The sequence below is a fragment of the Marinovum sedimenti genome (assembly GCF_054052205.1).
Genome location: NZ_CM133223.1, coordinates 3,472,983 through 3,490,432 on the forward strand (window position 1 = coordinate 3,472,983; position 17,450 = coordinate 3,490,432).

The following is a 17,450-nucleotide window of genomic DNA, read 5'->3' on the forward strand; positions in this document are numbered from 1 at the left end:
AGCCCTCCTGCGCTGAAACTCGGGTTGCGTGATCTTAATCCGCCGGTGGCAGAGGATCAAGCGATTTGGCGAATGGCGCAAATGAGCCATTCGCCCAGCGTGACTTAGGCCTTTGTGGTGGCTTTGGTCTTAGCGGCTGGCTTGGCGGCGGCTTTGGCTGGAGCCTTTGCTTTTGCCGCAGCTTTGGCGGGCGCTTTCGCTTTGGCAGGCGCTTTCGCCTTGGCCGGAGCTTTCGCCTTGGCTGGAGCTTTCGCTTGGGCCGGAGCTTTTGCCTTTGCCGGAGCCTTTGCAGGCGTTTCGGCTGTCAGCGTCGCAGCTGTTTTCGCGGCGGTGGCCGTCTTGGCCGGTGCCTTGCGTTTGGCCGGCTTGGCCGCAACAGCTGTCATCGCGGTTTCAGCGCGCAGCCAGAATTCCTGGTCGCGGCCATGCGGTTGGCCCTCTTCGAGCCAGATGTAAAACGCGGCTTCGGCTACGGCTGCTGTGTTGGTCATTTGAACCTCGGACATGGTATTCCCCCTCGCAAATAGATTGGTTAGCGCTAACGGGAATACCGCATTTTCTGCGCTCGCACAATAATTTTGCATGTGCAGAAATGTCACGCCCCATCTGGCGTGAGAAAACGATCCGCGATAAGCGGGGGGAATAGCAAAAAGGAGCCGCCGGTGACCCAGCCATCCGAGACCGCCAATATCATGTGCATCAAATGGGGCACGCTCTTTGGTCCGGAGTATGTCAACCGGCTGTATTCCGGGGTGCGCCGCAACATTGACCGGCCGGTGCGATTTTTCTGCATGACCGAAGAGACCGCTGGTTTGCACCCGGATATCGAGGTGCTTGACCTGCCGGTTGAGCCTTTCGCCGAGCCGATGGCGGCGGCACTTGCCGTGGCCAACCGACAGGGGGCGATGCGCAAGGTGTCGCTGTTTCGTCCGGGGTTGGTGCCGGATCTGGTGGGGCCGGTTCTGGGGTTTGACCTCGACGTGGTGATCACCGGCGATCTGACCCCAATCTGGGAGATGTCGCCCGGCAAGATCGCCATGCGGCACGACTGGACCGAGGCGCGCAAGGGGCGGCCCACCGGGCATGGATCGGTGTTTCGGTTTGATCCGGCGGCGCATGGGTTTCTGTATGAAGATCTTGCTGCAAACCCTTACGATGAGGTCGAAAAGGCGCGTGGGTCAGAGCAGCGCTTTACCTCGCATAAGGCGATGGACAACGGTGTGTTTGACTATATCCCCGGCGATTGGGTGGTGAGCTACAAATACGATTGCAACCCGTTTCCGCGCAATTACATCACGCCGCCCAAGTTGCCCGAAGCGGCCAAGGTTGTGTGCTTTCACGGGCGGCCAAAAATGCCGGATGCGGTGGATGGATACACCGGGTCGTTCATTCGCTACTCCAAGCCCTGCGGTTGGTTGCAGGAGCATTGGATCGATCGGTCGCGCGAGGATCTGGGGGCCGACTGGGCGTGATGCTTTGGGCGTGATGCAATAGACCTGACATTTGGCATGCCATTTGCCCCGTAGGCGCTTTTAAAAATTGAGCGCTTCCGCGCGCTTTTTCAAAAGCAAGTGGCGAGGCAACGCTATAATGCCAGCGGATCATGTGCGGTAGGTGCGGTGCAGCCCGCGAGGCTCAGCCGCCGGTGTGGCTCATGTGTCGCGAGACCTGGCCATCGGCGCGTTGCCGCGAATAGTCGAAATCATGGCCCTTGGGCTTTCGCGCAATCGCATCGCGAATCGCAGTTTCCAGCGGCCCGTTGTCCTCCGGGTGGTTGCGCAGCGCGCCGCGCAGGTCGGCGTTGTCTTCTTGCCCCAGACACATGAACAATTCGCCGGTACAGGTCAGCCGCACCCGATTGCAGCTTTCGCAGAAGTTGTGCGTCAGAGGGGTGATCAGGCCGATTTTCTGGCCGGTTTCGTCCAGCCGCATATAGCGCGCCGGGCCGCCGGTGCGTTCGGGCAGATCGGTCAGGCTATAGCGCTGGGCCAGTTGGTCGCGCAGGTCGTCGAGCGACCAATATTGCCCCACGCGGTCTTCATTGCCGAGGTCCCCCATCGGCATGACTTCGATAAAGGTCAGGTCCATGTCGCGGGCGGCGCACCATTCGGTGAGGGTGAAAAGTTCATCCTCGTTGAAATCCTTGAGCGCCACGGTGTTCAGCTTGACGCGCAGGCCTGCGGCCTGTGCCGCCTCGATCCCGCGCAACACCTGGGGCAGGCGGCCCCAGCGGGTGACGCGGGCGAATTTATCGTCATCGAGCGTATCCAGAGAGACGTTGATCCGGCGCACGCCAGCGGCGTACAAGTCCTTGGCAAAGCGTTCCAATTGGCTGCCGTTGGTGGTCAGTGTCAGCTCTTGCAACGCGCCGCTGTCGAGGTGCCGGGTCATCGACCGAAAGAAGGTCATGATATCGCGGCGCACCAAGGGTTCACCGCCGGTGATGCGGAGCTTTTCCACACCGAGACCGATGAATGTGGTGCACATTCGGTCCAACTCTTCCAGCGTCAGTAACTCTTTCTTAGGGAGAAAGGTCATATTCTCGGCCATGCAATAGACGCAGCGAAAATCGCAGCGGTCGGTGACCGAAACGCGGAGGTAGGAAATCGGGCGGTGAAACGGGTCGACGAGGTTTGGTGTCATTGCAGGAACCTAAGCAGCGGAGGCTTGCCGAACAAGGGGAATGTGACATTGACGAGGAAGACCAAAGGCGTAAGCATTATGAGATGATCTATCGCACTTCCCTTGGCGCTGTGGCGCTTTTGCTGCTGACGGGCTGTACCGACATGGGCAACCCGTTCAAACCCCGTGACCGTCAGGCCGCCGATCCGGTGGCCGGGGTCGACATTCCCGCCGAGGCAGAGACTGCTGAGGCAACGGTGGCTCCCGTCGCTCCGGTGGCTCCGCCTGCGAATGCGACGTCAGAGGAGGCGTTTGATACCACCAGCGCCGCAGACCGCGAACAGGCCGCAGAGGTGCCTGCTGCGGGGGGCGAGGCGCTGCTTGGCACAACCGTCGCGTCGCTGGGAGATCCGGCGCGCGCCGGGTTCTGGCTGGAAACGCCGCTGGTCGATGTGGCCGGGCCGGGGCGGGTGGAGTTTCCCGAAACCGGGAAGTCGGCGCAAGTTGATCTTATCCCGATCGAGGGGGCCGCAACGGCGGGATCGCGGATTTCGCTGTCTGCGATGCGCCTGATCGGAGCCCCCTTGACCGGTTTGCCGACAATCAAGGTGTTTCGTTAGTCAGGTACTTACCCGCTTCGCCCCGCGCAAAAGGCTTCATTCGGTCGCCGTAAGTATCCAGAAATGCGCGCGTTTTATCGGGCGCGTGTTTTGACAGATCGCGCAGCCACCAAGCGACGGCCTTTTGGATAAACCACTGGGGATCGTCGACATAGGTTGCCGCCCAGCCCAGGATGCGGTCGCGCTGTTCGTCTTGTTCGGCCTTGGGGGTGTGCAATTTGGCCCAGGGCAGGGTCATCACCAGCGCGGCACGCCGGGTCCACATCTGCTCGGACGTTGTCCAGGTTTCGACGTCATCAAGGCGGGCAGGGTCGGCGGTGAGCCGGCGCTGGCCCGCCGCACAGACGTGATCGGCGATGGCCCAGGCATCAAACTGCGGCACCCAAGAGGCGATCAGCGCCCAAACCGCATCATCGGGCCGGATGCGCGCCTGCGTCAGCAGCTTGGCGGCGGCAACGCGGGCCTCATGAATGTCGGTCTGCCACAGGCCGTCGGCCAGCGTGACACGCTCCTCCATCGAAAGATCACGCCGCCAGTATTTGGTCAGATCGTTGATCGCGGGGTTGGGCACGCCGAGATAGACGCGCGGCGCCTTGTGCGTGCGGGCCATGTCGGCGATCCGCCCATCCTCAGCAAAGGCGCGCAGTTCCATTAGAGCAGCTTCGGGCGTCATGTCAGATTCCTTTCGATGCCTGTGGGCAGGCCGTCGATGGTGTTGCGGTTTTTCTCGTCCCAAAAGGTGCGAATGCCGTCGTCGCCCTTGGCATCGTTCCATTGGGTCAGGGTGTCGCGCTCGCCGGCGAATTCCATGAAGGGGATCGAATAGCCGCAGGAGGTCTGCACCATGTCGACCCTCAGATCATACAGCTGCCGCGCCCCAAGGCGGTCGCCGAACGGGCCGATCATCTCGGCCCACTCCGGCGCGTCACGGTGGATGGTGCGGGCGGTTCCATAGGTCCGCAGGATCTGCGGCCGTTTGGCAAAAGAGCACCACATCAGGGTCATCCGGTTAACCTCGGCCAGATGGCCAGCGGTTTCGTTACCCGACCCGGTCATGTTGAGCCAGACAATGCGATTGGGACCAAGCACCCGCAGGCTGTCTATCCCCTTAGGCGAGACGTTGACCCGGCCCGTCTCGGCCGCCGTGCCGCAAAAGAACATAGGCTGCTCTTCGATAAAGCTGCGGTGGGCGTCGCTGAGGCGGTCGAACTGCTTGGCCACGGGTTATTCCACCGTGACCGATTTGGCGAGATTGCGCGGCTGGTCGACATCGGTGCCCTTGGCGATGGCGGTGTGATAGGCCAAGAGCTGCGCCGGGATCGCATAGAGGATCGGGCTCAGAAGTTCGGGCACTGTGGGTAGCGCGAGGCTGTGCCAGACGTCATCGGAGCCTTGGTCGCGGCCTTCCGCATCGGTGATGAGGACCACTCGGCCAGAGCGGGCAATCACCTCCTGCATGTTGGACACCGTCTTGTCAAAGAGCGAGTCGCAAGGTGCAAGAACCACCACCGGCACCGATGGATCGATCAGCGCAATAGGCCCGTGTTTGAGTTCGCCAGCCGCATAAGCTTCGGCGTGAATGTAGCTGATTTCCTTAAGTTTCAGCGCACCTTCGAGGGCCAGAGGATACATCAGGCCGCGGCCCAGAAACAGCACGTCTTTGGCCTTGGACAGGTCCTGCGCAATGCTTTGCAGCGCGTCGCTTAGGGTCAGGGCATCGTTGATCTGGCCGGGCAAAGCGCGCAGCGTGGCGAGGTGATCTTGCAATCCGTCGTCGGTGATTTCGCCCCGGTCATGCGCCGCCTTGAGTGCGAGCAGGAACAGCACGGTCAACTGGCAGGTGAAGGCCTTGGTGGAGGCCACGCCAACCTCGACCCCGGCGTGAATTTGCAGGGCCGTGTCGCTTTCGCGGGCGATCGAGCTTTCCGATACGTTGACCACCGACAGCACGTTCTGCGCCTTGTCTCGGACATAGCGCAAGGCGGCCAGCGTGTCGGCGGTCTCGCCCGACTGGCTGACAAACAGCGCGGCGGTGCCCGCAGTGATCGGCGGCTCGCGGTAGCGGAATTCCGAGGCGATATCGACTTCGACCGGCAGGCGGGCGATCCGCTCGAACCAGTATTTCGCCGTCAGACAGGCGTAAAATGCGGTGCCGCAGGCGACCATCGTCATCCGCTCGACCTTGGAGAAATCCGGCACACCTTCGGGCCACGACAGGCCAGTGCCGGCTTCGTTGAGGTATTTGGTGATGGCGCCCTGGATCACCGCAGGCTGCTCGGCGATTTCCTTGGCCATGTAGTGTTTGTAGCCGGCTTTATCGATCTTGGCCGCGTCGAGTTCCACGGTTTTGATCGGCCGGTTGGCCAGACGCCCCTTGGCGTCGTGGATTTCCAGGCTGGTGCGGGTAAGAACCGCGCGGTCGCCCTCTTCAAGATAGGTGATCCGGTCGGTCAGCGGCGCAAGCGCGATGGCGTCGGAGCCGACGTACATTTCGCCGTCGCCATGACCGATGGCCAGAGGCGAGCCTTTGCGCGCGGCGATCATCAGGTCTTCTTCGCCATCAAACAGAAAAGCGAGGGCAAAGGCCCCTTCGAGCCGGTCGAGCGTGGCATTTGCCGCATCAATCGGGCTTTTGCCTTGCTCCATATGGTGGCGGGTCAGCAGGGCAACGGTCTCGGTATCGGTTTCAGTTTGAAACTTGAGCCCGGCGGCCTGGAGCTCTTCGCGCAGGGCGCGGTAGTTCTCGATGATGCCGTTGTGGACGACAGCGACCTTGCCGGTGTGATGCGGGTGGGCGTTGATTTCAGAGGGCGCGCCGTGGGTGGCCCAGCGGGTGTGGCCGATGCCAGACTTGCCCGCCAGCGGCTCATGCACCAGCCTGTCGGAGAGGTTGACCAGCTTGCCAACGGCGCGGCGACGTTCGAGCACGCCGTTGTGAACCGTGGCAATCCCGGCGCTGTCATAACCGCGATATTCCAGCCGTTTCAACGCGTCCACAAGGATCGGCGCGGCTTCGTGCCCACCAAGATACCCGACAATTCCGCACATTATGTATTGCTCCCGGCCTGTTTGGCCTTCTTGGATTTTAACATTTCGAACAATTTACGTGCCAGGCCCGGCTTATTGTGTTGGTCCGCTCTTGAAATAGCCAGAGCGCCGTCCGGCACGTCTTTGGTGATCACGGCACCGCTTGCCGTCATCGCTTCGTCGCCCACTTTGACCGGCGCGACCAGCATGGTATTGGAGCCGATGAAGGCGCGTTTGCCGATCTCGGTCCGATGCTTGAACACCCCGTCATAATTACAGGTGATCGTGCCGGCACCGACGTTGGTTTTCTCACCGATGTGGGCATCGCCGATATAAGTCAGGTGACTGACCTTGGCCCCTTCGTCGAGCACGGCGTTCTTGATTTCGACGAAATTGCCGACGCGCACATCCTCGGCCAGTTCCGCGCCGGGGCGCAGGCGGGCGTATGGCCCGACCACCGCGCCGCGCGAGACATGACAGCCCTCAAGATGCGAGAATGACCGGATCAGAGCGCCGTTTTCGATGGTGACGCCGGGGCAAAAGACCACGTTGGGCTCAATCTCGGTGTCGGCCCCGATCCAGGTGTCATAGGCGAAATACACGGTGTCAGGCGCGGCCATTGTCACACCATTTTCAAGCGCTGCGGCGCGGGCGCGGGCCTGAAAGCCGGTCTCGGCGGCGGCCAGATCGGCGCGGGAATTCACGCCCATGGTTTCGGCTTCGTCACAGGCGACGGCGGTGGCCGAAAGGCCTGCCTCGCGGGCCAGTGCCACGATATCGGTCAGGTAGAATTCACCCGAGGCATTGTCGTTGCCAACCTTGTCGAGCAGCTTGAAGAGCGTCTCGGAACTCGCGGAAATCACGCCGGAATTGCAGAAGTCGATGGCGCGCTCGCGGATCGAGGCATCCTTGAATTCGACGATCTTGTGCAGGTCTTCGCCGTCCATCACCAACCGGCCATATTTGCCCGGATCAGCGGCGGTAAAGCCGAGCACAACCATGTCATGCGCACCGCGCGCCTCGGCCATCGCCTCAAGCGTTTCGGGGCGGATGAACGGCGTGTCGCCATAGAGTACGATCACATCGCCGGAAAAGCCCTCAAGTGCGGCGCGGGCCTGAAGCACGGCGTGGCCGGTGCCCAACTGTTCGCTCTGCATCACACAGATTGCGGCTTCGTCAATCTCATGCGCGGCGTCGCGCACCTGGTCGGCCCCGTGGCCAGTGACAATCACCGTGCGCTCGGGTTCGAGGCTGGCACCGGCGGCCATCGCATGGGCCAGAAGCGGCGCGCCTGCGACCTTGTGCAGAACCTTGGGCAGGTCGGAATTCATCCGGGTGCCCTTGCCCGCGGCAAGGATGACGAGTGCAATGCTCATGACGTTTCTCTTTGTAATTACTTCGCGCCCGTTTTATCCGCTGAGACGGTGGCCGCAAGGCCGCGCGGCTCACTTTGGATTGCTGAATGTGTCAGGAAAGGCAGGCCCATGCGTACAGTTATTTTCGATCTCGACGGCACTTTGGCCGATACCAGTGGCGATTTGATCGCTGCTGCCAATGCCTGTTTTCGGGCGATGGGCGAGGGCGATCTGCTTGATCCTGCGCGCGATGCCGGCACGGCGCTGCGCGGAGGGCGGGCGATGCTGACGCTAGGGATGACGCGGCTGAAGCGGGGCGAGGAGAGCGAGACCATCGACCTGTGGTATCCGCGCCTTTTGGAGGAATATGACGCCGGGCTCGACCGGACAAGTTTCATGTATCCCGGTGCGATAGAGGCGATTGCGGCGATGCGCGACGCGGGCATTCGCATCGGCATCTGCACCAACAAACCCGAGCGTTTGGCCGAAAAGCTGATGGTGTCGCTGGGCGTGCGCGACCTGTTTGGCTCGCTGGTCGGGGCCGATACTTTGCCGGTGCGCAAGCCGGATGCGGCGCCTTATGTGGCCTCGGTCGAGCGGGCCGGCGGCGATGTGGCGCGCTCGATCCTGATCGGTGACAGTGACACCGATCGCAACACCGCGCGGGCGGCTGGGGTGCCTTGCGTGCTGGTCACATTTGGCCCCTCGGGCGAGGATATGGCGGCGTTGCAGCCAGAGTACCTGCTCGATAATTACGCAGATTTGCCTGCAATCGTGACCCAAGCGCTCGGCGCTTGACGTTGAAGGGGCGCTGCCGCAAGTCTTGGCGATGAGCGAAAAATTTAACGGCAGCTTTACCCAGCAGGAACCGATCCCGGAAGAGGGCATCGCGGCCGCCGTGGCCATTATGCGCAGCGGGCGATTGCACCGCTATAACGTCGCGGGCGATGACCCCTGCGAGGCTGCGCTATTGGAGAGCGAATTCGCCGCGCTGACCGGCGCGCGCTATTGCCTGGCGGTGGCCTCGGGCGGCTATGCGATGGGGTGCGCCTTGCGGGCGGTCGGGGTGAAACCGGGCGACCGGGTGCTGACCAACGCCTTTACGCTGGCCCCGGTGCCGGGGGCGATTGCCTCGGTCGGGGCGGTGCCGGTGTTTGTCGGCGTGACCGAAGGGCTGGTGATCGATCTTGATGATCTGGCGGCGAAGGCGGATCAGGCCAGCGTTCTGATGCTCAGCCACATGCGCGGGCACATTTGCGATATGGACCGGCTGATGGCGATCTGTAACGCGGCCGGGATCACCGTGATCGAGGATTGCGCCCATACGATGGGTGCACAGTGGCGCGGCGTGCCGTCGGGGCGCCATGGCGTGGTGGGCTGCTATTCCTGCCAGACTTACAAACACGTCAATTCCGGTGAAGGCGGGCTTTTGGTGACGGATGACCCCGAGGTGGCGGCGCGGGCGGTGATGCTGTCGGGGTCTTACATGCTCTATGGTCGCCATCTTGCCGCGCCGGGGCCAGAGGTGTTTGAGCAGGTGAAATACGACACGCCCAATGTCTCGGGCCGGATGGACAACCTGCGCGCGGCGATCCTGCGGCCGCAATTGCGCGACCTGACCACGCAAATTGGCCGGTGGAACGCACGTTATGCCACGGTCGAGGCCGGATTGCAGAACACGCCCGGCCTGATGACGATCAAGCGACGCGAGGGTGAGGCGTTTGTTGGCTCGTCGATCCAGTTCCTGCTGCTCGATTGGCAAGAGGCGGCGATTGGCGAGGTGCTGCGCAGATGCGCGGCGCGCGGGGTCGAGCTGAAATGGTTTGGCGGGGCGGAGCCGGTGGCCTTTACCTCGCGCTATGACAGCTGGCGGTATGCCCCATCCGAGCGGATGCCCCAGAGCGACCGGGTGCTCAAGGGCATCGTTGATATGCGTCTGCCGCTGACCTTTTCGCGCGACGATTGCGCGCTGATTGCACGGATCATCCGCGCCGAAGTCAGCGCGGTTTATCAGTCCTGAAGCACCGCGTTGTAGAGCGGCACAGTCGACATAGATACCTTGGCCGAGCCATCGGTAAGCTCGCGCGCGTGGGCGACATAGATCAGCGTTTGATTGCCCTCGTCAAAGATCCGCTTCACCCGCAGGGATTTGAGCACAATCGAGCGCGAGGTGCGAAACACATCCTCGCCGTCTTCGTCGAGATCGATATCACCGACTGAAATCGGCCCGGTCTGGCGGCAGGCAATCGAGGCGTTGGACGGATCTTCGAACCAGTTGCCCTTGGACAGCCGATCAAACAGACCGCGTTCGAAATAGGCGATGTGGCAGGTCACGCCTTTCACGTCGGGGTCGGCCACCGCTTCGATGATGATATCGTTGCCAACCCAATCGACATCGATTTCCCCCACTTGTTCCGCGCTGAGCGCGCCAGCAAAGGCGAGGGACAGGGCAGAAGTGCAGAGATGGGTGAGAAATCGGGGCATGGGCAGTCTCCTGGGGTCGATGGCGCGCGGGCTTGGCACCGGCGGCGGGGGCGGCGTGGATTGTAACAATGCAACGCGCGCGGCGCGCGCGCGGTTCCACTGACAGTACAAATAAACCCGCTGGCGGATAGGTTCCAAAATTATCCCGGCTCGGCGCGATTTCGCCTGACTTTGGGTGGCGCCAAGCGGAATTTTGCCAAAAGTTTTAGGGGCTTGTGGCGGGATGCTAAGAAGTTCGAAAACCTCGGAACCTATCGCTCTGAGCTTCGTTGATGCTCCGAACGCCACGCAATCAGCGTCGCTTCGAGTAGAAAGAGAAGAAGGAGACCACTTATGTTTCGTAAAGCAATTCTCACCGCCACGACTGCCATTTTCGCTGCTGGTTCGGCTGCTGCCGCCACGCAAGCGACCGCTGTCACCGATCTGAACCTGCGCGCAGGCCCCGGGCCGCAACACGCCATCATCGGCGTTATTGCTGGCCAAGACCAAGCCGATGTGCAGGGCTGTCTTGAAGAAACCAACTGGTGCCAAGTGAGCTATGACGGCCAAGAGGGCTGGGCTTATGGCGAGTACCTGACAAGCACTTTCGAAGACGTGCAAGCGTCGGTGATCGCGCCTGAGGCCGAAGTTGTTGTTGGCACCGTCACATACGACGATTCCAAAGACGCCGAAGCCTTTGCCAGCGCTGGTGTTGTTGGTGCCGTTGCCGGTGCACTTGTTGCCGGTCCGGTTGGCGCAGCCGTGGGTGGCCTGTTGGCCGGTTCCGCCGGTGCAGCCGCACAGCCTGACGAACGCGTTGTGACCTATGTGCGCTCCAACACGCTCGATACCGTGTATCTTGAGGGCGAAGTTGTGACCGGTGCGGTCCTGCCCGACACCGTGACCCTGGCCGAGATCCCGGATTCTGAGCTGCGTTATGTTTATGTTAATGGTCAGCCGGTATTGGTGGACCCGAGCGAACGTTCGATCGTCTACATCGTTCGCTAAAGCCACGGTTTTGGTAACCAGTAAACGTTTTGACCAGTGTTTGTTTGTAGTGAGTTTACAGGGTACTTTAATCAGTAAGTGGGCGGCTCTTCGGGGCCGCCCTTTTTCATTTTCGCCGCCTGTCGCGCGGCTGAAAGGCCCACAAATATTCCAAGTTGACCGACTCGGATTGCCCTGCTATTGATTTATTGAACAGTCGTTCATTAAACGGGAGGAGGCCGGGATGTTCACCGCCACGATGCAGTTCGATCTGGGAGAAGACGTTAATGCGTTGCGCGATATGGTGCACCGCTGGGCACAGGATCGGGTGCGCCCGATGGCCGGTGAGATCGACGCCAAGAACGAATTTCCCCCCGAGTTGTGGCGCGAAATGGGCGATCTGGGCCTGTTGGGCGTGACCGTTCCCGAGGAGTACGGCGGAGCGGGCATGTCCTATCTCGCGCACGTGGTCGCGGTTGAGGAAATCGCGCGGGCCTCGGCTTCGGTGTCGCTGTCTTATGGTGCGCATTCCAACCTCTGCGTCAACCAGATCAAGCTGAATGGCAGCGCCGAACAGAAGGCGAAATACTTGCCGGGGCTGGTGTCGGGCGAACATGTCGGCGCGCTGGCAATGTCCGAGGCGGGGGCCGGATCGGATGTTGTGTCGATGACGCTCAAGGCGGAAAAGCGCAATGATCACTACCGGTTGAACGGCAATAAGTTCTGGATCACCAATGGCCCGGACGCGGAAACGCTGGTGGTCTATGCCAAGACCGACCTCGACGCAGGATCGCGCGGGATCACCGCCTTTATCGTTGAGAAGGGCATGAAAGGCTTCACCACTTCGGCGCATTTCGACAAGCTAGGGATGCGTGGGTCGAACACCGCCGAGCTGATCTTTGACGACGTCGAAGTGCCCTTTGAAAACGTGTTGGGCGAAGAGGGCCGGGGCGTGCGCGTACTGATGTCGGGCCTTGATTATGAGCGCGTGGTTCTGGCCGGGATCGGCACCGGGATCATGGCCTCCTGTCTGGACGAAATCATGCCTTACATGGCCGAGCGCAAGCAATTCGGCCAACCGATTGGCTCGTTCCAGTTGATGCAGGGCAAGCTGGCCGACATGTACACCAAGATGAATTCGGCGCGCGCCTATGTGTACGAGGTCGCCAAGGCCTGTGATCGCGGCGAAGTCACCCGTCAAGATGCGGCGGCTTGCTGTCTGTATGCCTCGGAAGAGGCGATGGTGGTGGCGCATCAGGCGGTTCAGGCGATGGGCGGCGCGGGTTTCATGAACGAAACCCCGGTGGCGCGGATTTTCCGCGATGCCAAGCTGATGGAGATTGGGGCCGGAACCAGTGAAATCCGCCGGATGTTGATTGGTCGAGAGATGATGGGCGCTATGTCCTGATCGACCACTAACCGGAGCGCCCGATGGAAAGTCTTGTGAACATGCAATCGGAGGGCGGCATTTTGCATGGCCGCTTTCACTGGCTGGTCGAGGGGCTGGAATGGGCCGCGGCGGGGATCGACATCGCCGCGATCCTGCTGATCCTGATCGGCGCGGTGCGGTTCATCCTTGGCGTTGGCATGGCCGAGCTGTTCCGGCGCGGGGCCGAGCGCGTCAGCAAGACCAATCGCGAACGGGTCGAGCTGGGCCGCTATATCCTGGCCTCGCTTGAATTGTTCATCGTGTCCGACATCATCCACACCGCGCTGAGCCTCGCCTTTGCGGATCTGATGTTCCTGGGTTTGCTGGTGATCATCCGGTCGGTGATTTCGTTCTTTCTGGATCGCGAGCTGGAGCAGTTGAAGAAGGAACTGGGCGACTGACCGCCCTGTGTTAGGCTTTGAGTAACCTAGGGAGGATACGCTATGACCGACACCGATCACCAACGCTTCGCCGGGTTGCGGGCGCTTTTCATCAATACGTCGTTGAAGAAACAGGCGGGCCAAAGCCACACCCGGCTGTTGATGCAGGCGTCGTCGGACATCATGGAAAAGAACGGCGTCCGCGTCGAACATATCCATATGCTCGATCACACTGTGCCGCCGGGGGTGTACCCGGATATGACCGATCACGGCTGGGACGCCGATGATTGGCCGATGCTGTGGGAGAACGTGAAGGCGGCGGATATCCTCGTGGTCGGCACGCCGCTGTGGCTGGGCGAGGAAAGCTCGGTGTGCCGTGTGCTGATCGAGCGGCTGTACGGTATGTCGGGTGAGCTGAACGACAAGGGGCAGTCGATTTATTATGGCCGCGTCGGTGGTTGCGTGATCACCGGCAACGAAGACGGCATCAAGCATACCGCGATGACCCTCGGCTATGCGCTGTCGCATCTGGGCTATACCATCCCGCCGCAGGCCGATTGCGGCTGGATCGGTGAGGCCGGGCCGGGGCCATCGTATGGCGATGACACCGACGATGGCGGCAAGGTCGGCTTTGACAATGATTTCACCCGCCGCAACACCACGATCATGACATGGAACCTGATGCATCTGGCCAAGATGCTGGCGGACGCCGGGGGCTATCCGAACGAGGGCAACGACCGGCGTGCGTTCGAGGCTGGGTGCAAGTTCGACTACGAAAACCCGGACTATCGGGCCTGAGATGCTGACCGGTGCCCCCACATATGACGATCTGCGCGCGGGCTTCCGCAGGGACATTCCCGCGCGTTTGAACATGGCGGCGCAGGCTTTGGCGCAGCCGGACGAGGCCGTGGCGATCATCGATCTGTCCGATGGGCGGCGCGAGGTGCGCTTTGGCGCATTGCGCGCGATGACCGACCGGGTGGCGGCGCATCTGGCAATCTGGAAAATCGGCGCGATTTCAGTGCCCTTGTTCAAGCTTTTCAAGCGCGACGCGCTGCACAGCCGGATCACCGATGCCGGTCTGACACTTGTTGTGACCGATGGCGAAGGCGCGGCGCTTTTGGGCGATCTGGCCGAGCCGATTCTTGCTGCTGACCTGCCCGATGCTGGCACTGTCGGGTTTGCCGACACCGGGGCCGATGATCCGGCGGTGCTGATTTATACCTCTGGCACCACCGGCAAACCCAAGGGCGCGCTGCATGGCCACCGGGTGCTGACCGGGCATTTGCCGGGGGTCGAGATGAGCCACGATTTCCTCGGGCAGGACGGCGATTGCCTGTGGACGCCGGCGGATTGGGCGTGGATTGGCGGGCTGTTTGACGTGCTGATGCCGGGGCTGGCGCTGGGCGTGCCGGTTGTGGCCGCGCGCATGGCCAAGTTCAGCCCCGACGACTGCGCCCGAATTTGCCGCGACGGCAAAGTGCGCAACGTGTTTTTCCCACCGACCGCTTTGCGGATGCTGAAGTCGGCGGACTGCGCCTTGCCGGGGCTGCGCAGCGTGGCGTCGGGGGGCGAGCCTTTGGGGGCGGAGATCCTAGATTGGGGGCGGCGGGCCTTTGGGCTGACGATCAACGAGTTTTACGGCCAGACCGAGTGCAACATGGTGGTGAGCGGCTGTAGCGGCCTGTTCCCGCCGAAGCCGGGGGTGATTGGCCGCGCGGTGCCGGGGTGCGAGGTTGCCGTGATCGACGAACATGGCACGCCCTGCGACGGCGAAGGTGACATTGCGGTGCGGCGCGGCGCGGCGTCGATGATGCTCGGCTATTGGCAGCGGCCCGAGGCGACGGCGGAGAAGTTTCGCGGCGACTGGCTGGTGACCGGCGACCGGGGGCGTCGTGATGGCGATTTCATCCGCTTTGTCGGGCGTGAGGATGATGTGATTTCCTCCGGCGGCTATCGCATTGGCCCAGCGGAGATCGAGGACTGTCTGCTGACCTTTCCGGGAGTGGCGACAGCTGGCGTTGTCGGCAAGCCCGATCCGATCCGGCATGAGATAGTGAAGGCCTATGTGGTGCCCAAGCCCGGTGTTAAGCTTGATCCGGCAGAGCTTCAGGCGTGGGTCAAGGAACGGCTGGCAAGCTATTCCTATCCAAGAGAGATTTCCCTTGTCCACAGCCTGCCTATGACGGTGACCGGCAAGGTGATCCGCAAGGAGTTGAAGGCGCGGGCCATCGCGGAGGCGGAGGCGCAATGAGACATCGGTGGACAGCAATGGTCTGTGCGGCTCTGCTCTGGGCCTTTGCCCCGCCAGCGGCGGCGCAGGATGCGGAGCTGCCGGATTTTGCCAGCTGTATCGACGTGGAAGTTGACCAGTATGAATGGCGGCTGCTGGTGCATCGGTCGCGCGATCTGAACGCCGAGGATTTCGACCTCTGGAACGTCACCGACATCGAATATTGCGGCAATATCGCTATCACGCTGTGTGATCGCACTGGGGCGCCGATCCCCTGTCAGCAGCGCTTGACCCGTTATCAACATGCGCTGCGCCGGGCGGTGATGGCCGAACTGCCAGAGCCTATGCGCGGGCAAGCGGGGTTTCCGCTGCGACTTTATGAAAAGGCCTATGATTTGGCGCTGGGCACCTCGGCCGGGCCGGATTGTGACGGCGCAGGCGCGCTGATCGCAACCTGGTGCGAGACGCGCGAGGCCAATGGCCGGTTGAAGAGTGCCATTCTGGCCTGGCAAGTGGCGCGGTACCTCGATCTTGCGGCCCCTGCGGTGGCCGCGGGCTGGGCCAATCCGCCAAAGCCGGTCCGGCCGCTGGCGCGACCTGAAAAATGAAGAATGTGGCGCGGGTTTGCCGCGTCGCCAATTGATATGCGGGAGACCTGTGGGATGAAAATTACGACCAAACTGGTGGCGGGTTCGGAAGCCGCCCGCACCAATCGCGCCGCCCATCTTGAGGCGCTGCGCGTGGTGCGAGAGGCGGCTGAGGCCGCGGCCGAGGGCGGCGGGGCAAAGTCGCGTGAACGGCATCTGTCGCGGGGCAAGATGCTGCCGCGCGACCGGGTGGCCAATCTGCTCGACCCCGGTTCGCCGTTCCTTGAGGTTGGCGCGACGGCGGCGCATGGCATGTACGGTGGCGTGGCCCCGGCGGCGGGGGCGATTGCCGGGATTGGCCGGGTGATGGGGCGCGAGGTCATGGTGGTGTGCAACGACGCCACGGTGAAGGGCGGCACCTATTACCCGATGACGGTCAAAAAGCACCTGCGCGCGCAGGAGATCGCCGAGGAGAATTGCCTGCCCTGCGTTTACCTTGTCGACAGTGGCGGTGCGAACCTGCCCAATCAGGATGAGGTGTTCCCCGACCGCGATCACTTTGGCCGGATTTTCTATAATCAGGCGCGGATGTCGGCCAAGGGCATTGCACAGATCGCTGTGGTGATGGGCTCTTGTACCGCCGGTGGGGCTTACGTTCCGGCGATGTCGGATGCGACGATTATCGTGAAGGAACAGGGGACGATTTTCCTTGCCGGGCCGCCGTTGGTCAAGGCGGCGACCGGCGAAGAGGTGAGCGCCGAGGATCTCGGCGGCGGTGATGTGCACACGCGCCTGTCGGGCGTGGCCGATTATCTTGCGGAGGATGACAGTCATGCGCTGGCGCTTGCACGCCGCGCGGTTGGATCACTGGGGGATGCCGGGCTGAAGCCGGGCCTGCTGGTGAGCGGGGGCGAAGAGCCTGCCTATGATCCGGATGAGCTGTTTGACGTGGTGCCGGGCGACCTGCGCACGCCGTATGACATTCGCGAAGTGATCGCGCGGTTGGTGGATGGCTCGTATTTCGATGAATTCAAGCCGCGCTTTGGCGAGACTTTGGTGACCGGTTTTGCCCAGGTGAAGGGCTGCCCTGTCGGCATCATTGCCAACAACGGCGTGCTGTTTTCCGAAGCGGCGCAGAAGGGGGCGCATTTCGTCGAGCTGTGTTCGCAGCGCAAGATCCCGCTGGTGTTTTTGCAGAACATCACCGGCTTTATGGTGGGCCGGAAGTACGAGAACGAGGGCATCGCGCGCCACGGGGCCAAGCTGGTGACGGCGGTGGCGACCACCTCGGTCCCCAAGGTCACGATGCTGGTTGGCGGATCGTTCGGGGCGGGCAATTACGGCATGGCGGGGCGGGCGTATCAGCCGCGGTTCCTTTGGAGTTGGCCCAACAGCCGGATTTCGGTGATGGGCGGGCCGCAGGCGGCTGGGGTTCTGGCGACGGTGAAACGTGACGCGATCGAGCGCGGGGGTGGCAGCTGGAGCGCCGATGAGGAGGCGGAGTTCAAGCGCCCCACCATCGAGATGTTCGAGGAGCAGAGCCATCCGCTGTATGCCAGTGCGCGGCTTTGGGATGACGGCATCATTGATCCGCGCAAATCGCGTGAGGTCTTGGCCTTGTCTTTGTCGGCGGCGTTGAATGCGCCGATTGAGGAGACGCGGTTTGGTGTCTTCCGGATGTGATTTAGGCTGGCTTGGTTATTGGGGGCGCTGCCCCCGTCCTTGCAGGACTCCCCCGAGGTATTTT

Annotated in this window: 18 protein-coding genes; 11 read left to right on the forward strand and 7 right to left on the reverse strand. The window is 62.1% G+C overall.

All coding sequences use genetic code 11. The features are described 5' to 3' along the window. Positions 1–104 precede the first annotated feature (104 nt). Positions 105–599, reverse strand: coding sequence for a DUF2934 domain-containing protein (locus ACW9UO_RS16560; RefSeq protein ID WP_457086868.1), 495 nt, complete (start codon positions 597–599; stop codon positions 105–107). Positions 600–692: 93 nt separating this feature from the next. On the opposite strand from ACW9UO_RS16560, the gene ACW9UO_RS16565 reads away from it, so the two are divergent. After that, positions 693–1,472 carry a glycosyl transferase gene (locus tag ACW9UO_RS16565; RefSeq protein WP_457088679.1) on the forward strand — a complete coding sequence of 260 codons (780 nt, stop codon included), beginning with the start codon at positions 693–695 and terminating at the stop codon, positions 1,470–1,472. Between the two features lie 163 nt (positions 1,473–1,635). Here ACW9UO_RS16565 and moaA read toward each other — a convergent pair whose 3' ends face one another. After that, positions 1,636–2,643: a GTP 3',8-cyclase MoaA gene (gene moaA, locus ACW9UO_RS16570; protein WP_457086869.1), complete on the reverse strand. Its 1,008-nt coding sequence runs from the start codon at positions 2,641–2,643 to the stop codon at positions 1,636–1,638. A gap of 83 nt (positions 2,644–2,726) precedes the next feature. Between moaA and ACW9UO_RS16575 the strand changes: the two genes are divergently transcribed. Continuing rightward, a complete protein-coding gene (locus ACW9UO_RS16575) occupies positions 2,727–3,242 on the forward strand; it encodes a hypothetical protein (protein WP_457086870.1) in 516 nt (171 codons plus the stop codon). On the opposite strand, the gene ACW9UO_RS16580 is transcribed toward ACW9UO_RS16575, so the two are convergent. The 4 genes from ACW9UO_RS16580 to glmU are packed head-to-tail and all read right to left on the reverse strand — an operon-like array spanning position 3,226 to position 7,645. Further along, a complete protein-coding gene (locus tag ACW9UO_RS16580; protein WP_457086871.1) occupies positions 3,226–3,915 on the reverse strand; it encodes a DNA alkylation repair protein in 690 nt (229 codons plus the stop codon). The two genes, ACW9UO_RS16575 and ACW9UO_RS16580, sit on opposite strands and share 17 nt — an antisense overlap. Beyond that, positions 3,912–4,463, reverse strand: a complete 552-nt coding sequence (locus ACW9UO_RS16585) for a pyridoxamine 5'-phosphate oxidase family protein (protein WP_457086872.1) — start codon at positions 4,461–4,463, stop codon at positions 3,912–3,914. The genes ACW9UO_RS16580 and ACW9UO_RS16585 overlap by 4 nt, the downstream gene beginning before the upstream one ends. 3 nt (positions 4,464–4,466) lie before the next feature. Beyond that, the gene (gene glmS / locus ACW9UO_RS16590) at positions 4,467–6,290 is read right to left on the reverse strand and encodes a glutamine--fructose-6-phosphate transaminase (isomerizing) (protein WP_457086873.1); all 1,824 of its coding nucleotides are present in this window, start codon (positions 6,288–6,290) and stop codon (positions 4,467–4,469) included. Then, positions 6,290–7,645 carry a bifunctional UDP-N-acetylglucosamine diphosphorylase/glucosamine-1-phosphate N-acetyltransferase GlmU gene (glmU, locus tag ACW9UO_RS16595; RefSeq protein ID WP_457086874.1) on the reverse strand — a complete coding sequence of 452 codons (1,356 nt, stop codon included), beginning with the start codon at positions 7,643–7,645 and terminating at the stop codon, positions 6,290–6,292. Before glmU ends, glmS begins: the two co-directional genes overlap by 1 nt. Positions 7,646–7,753: 108 nt before the next feature. Between glmU and ACW9UO_RS16600 the strand changes: the two genes are divergently transcribed. Then, complete coding sequence (locus ACW9UO_RS16600; protein ID WP_457086875.1) at positions 7,754–8,422, forward strand: HAD-IA family hydrolase; 669 nt, start codon at positions 7,754–7,756, stop codon at positions 8,420–8,422. 31 nt (positions 8,423–8,453) lie between these two features. Then, a complete protein-coding gene (locus ACW9UO_RS16605; RefSeq protein ID WP_457086876.1) occupies positions 8,454–9,644 on the forward strand; it encodes a DegT/DnrJ/EryC1/StrS family aminotransferase in 1,191 nt (396 codons plus the stop codon). Here ACW9UO_RS16605 and ACW9UO_RS16610 read toward each other — a convergent pair. Next, a complete protein-coding gene (locus ACW9UO_RS16610) occupies positions 9,635–10,108 on the reverse strand; it encodes a CreA family protein (protein WP_457086877.1) in 474 nt (157 codons plus the stop codon). The genes ACW9UO_RS16605 and ACW9UO_RS16610 overlap by 10 nt on opposite strands. Positions 10,109–10,441: 333 nt before the next feature. Here ACW9UO_RS16610 and ACW9UO_RS16615 point away from each other — a divergent pair, with 333 nt between their 5' ends. From ACW9UO_RS16615 to ACW9UO_RS16645, 7 genes are all read left to right on the forward strand, one after another. Further along, positions 10,442–11,095 carry a DUF1236 domain-containing protein gene (locus ACW9UO_RS16615; RefSeq protein ID WP_457086878.1) on the forward strand — a complete coding sequence of 218 codons (654 nt, stop codon included), beginning with the start codon at positions 10,442–10,444 and terminating at the stop codon, positions 11,093–11,095. Between the two features lie 223 nt (positions 11,096–11,318). Further along, positions 11,319–12,482: an isovaleryl-CoA dehydrogenase gene (locus ACW9UO_RS16620; protein WP_457086879.1), complete on the forward strand. Its 1,164-nt coding sequence runs from the start codon at positions 11,319–11,321 to the stop codon at positions 12,480–12,482. A gap of 23 nt (positions 12,483–12,505) precedes the next feature. Continuing rightward, on the forward strand, positions 12,506–12,904 hold the full coding sequence (locus ACW9UO_RS16625) for a DUF1622 domain-containing protein (protein WP_457086880.1): 399 nt from the start codon (positions 12,506–12,508) through the stop codon (positions 12,902–12,904). Positions 12,905–12,946: 42 nt separating this feature from the next. Next, positions 12,947–13,681 carry a flavodoxin family protein gene (locus ACW9UO_RS16630; RefSeq protein WP_457086881.1) on the forward strand — a complete coding sequence of 245 codons (735 nt, stop codon included), beginning with the start codon at positions 12,947–12,949 and terminating at the stop codon, positions 13,679–13,681. 1 nt (position 13,682) lies between these two features. Continuing rightward, positions 13,683–15,137 (forward strand): AMP-binding protein, encoded by a 1,455-nt coding sequence (locus ACW9UO_RS16635; protein WP_457086882.1) that lies wholly within the window; start codon positions 13,683–13,685, stop codon positions 15,135–15,137. Continuing rightward, entirely contained in the window at positions 15,134–15,724 is a 591-nt protein-coding gene (locus ACW9UO_RS16640) for a hypothetical protein (RefSeq protein ID WP_457086883.1), read from the forward strand. The genes ACW9UO_RS16635 and ACW9UO_RS16640 overlap by 4 nt, the downstream gene beginning before the upstream one ends. A 54-nt stretch (positions 15,725–15,778) precedes the next feature. Further along, on the forward strand, positions 15,779–17,386 hold the full coding sequence (locus ACW9UO_RS16645) for a carboxyl transferase domain-containing protein (protein WP_457086884.1): 1,608 nt from the start codon (positions 15,779–15,781) through the stop codon (positions 17,384–17,386). The last annotated feature ends 64 nt before the right edge of the window (positions 17,387–17,450 follow it).

Excerpts from the sequence above, each read along its gene's own strand:
- ACW9UO_RS16565 (WP_457088679.1), top strand. The coding sequence starts at position 693 with ATGTGCATCAAATGGGGCACGCTCTTTGGTCCGGAGTATGTCAACCGG.
- moaA (WP_457086869.1), bottom strand. The coding sequence starts at position 2,643 with ATGACACCAAACCTCGTCGACCCGTTTCACCGCCCGATTTCCTACCTC.
- ACW9UO_RS16575 (WP_457086870.1), top strand. The coding sequence starts at position 2,727 with ATGATCTATCGCACTTCCCTTGGCGCTGTGGCGCTTTTGCTGCTGACG.
- ACW9UO_RS16580 (WP_457086871.1), bottom strand. The coding sequence starts at position 3,915 with ATGACGCCCGAAGCTGCTCTAATGGAACTGCGCGCCTTTGCTGAGGAT.
- glmS (WP_457086873.1), bottom strand. The coding sequence starts at position 6,290 with ATGTGCGGAATTGTCGGGTATCTTGGTGGGCACGAAGCCGCGCCGATC.
- glmU (WP_457086874.1), bottom strand. The coding sequence starts at position 7,645 with ATGAGCATTGCACTCGTCATCCTTGCCGCGGGCAAGGGCACCCGGATG.
- ACW9UO_RS16600 (WP_457086875.1), top strand. The coding sequence starts at position 7,754 with ATGCGTACAGTTATTTTCGATCTCGACGGCACTTTGGCCGATACCAGT.
- ACW9UO_RS16605 (WP_457086876.1), top strand. The coding sequence starts at position 8,454 with ATGAGCGAAAAATTTAACGGCAGCTTTACCCAGCAGGAACCGATCCCG.
- ACW9UO_RS16610 (WP_457086877.1), bottom strand. The coding sequence starts at position 10,108 with ATGCCCCGATTTCTCACCCATCTCTGCACTTCTGCCCTGTCCCTCGCC.
- ACW9UO_RS16615 (WP_457086878.1), top strand. The coding sequence starts at position 10,442 with ATGTTTCGTAAAGCAATTCTCACCGCCACGACTGCCATTTTCGCTGCT.
- ACW9UO_RS16620 (WP_457086879.1), top strand. The coding sequence starts at position 11,319 with ATGTTCACCGCCACGATGCAGTTCGATCTGGGAGAAGACGTTAATGCG.
- ACW9UO_RS16625 (WP_457086880.1), top strand. The coding sequence starts at position 12,506 with ATGGAAAGTCTTGTGAACATGCAATCGGAGGGCGGCATTTTGCATGGC.
- ACW9UO_RS16630 (WP_457086881.1), top strand. The coding sequence starts at position 12,947 with ATGACCGACACCGATCACCAACGCTTCGCCGGGTTGCGGGCGCTTTTC.
- ACW9UO_RS16635 (WP_457086882.1), top strand. The coding sequence starts at position 13,683 with ATGCTGACCGGTGCCCCCACATATGACGATCTGCGCGCGGGCTTCCGC.
- ACW9UO_RS16640 (WP_457086883.1), top strand. The coding sequence starts at position 15,134 with ATGAGACATCGGTGGACAGCAATGGTCTGTGCGGCTCTGCTCTGGGCC.
- ACW9UO_RS16645 (WP_457086884.1), top strand. The coding sequence starts at position 15,779 with ATGAAAATTACGACCAAACTGGTGGCGGGTTCGGAAGCCGCCCGCACC.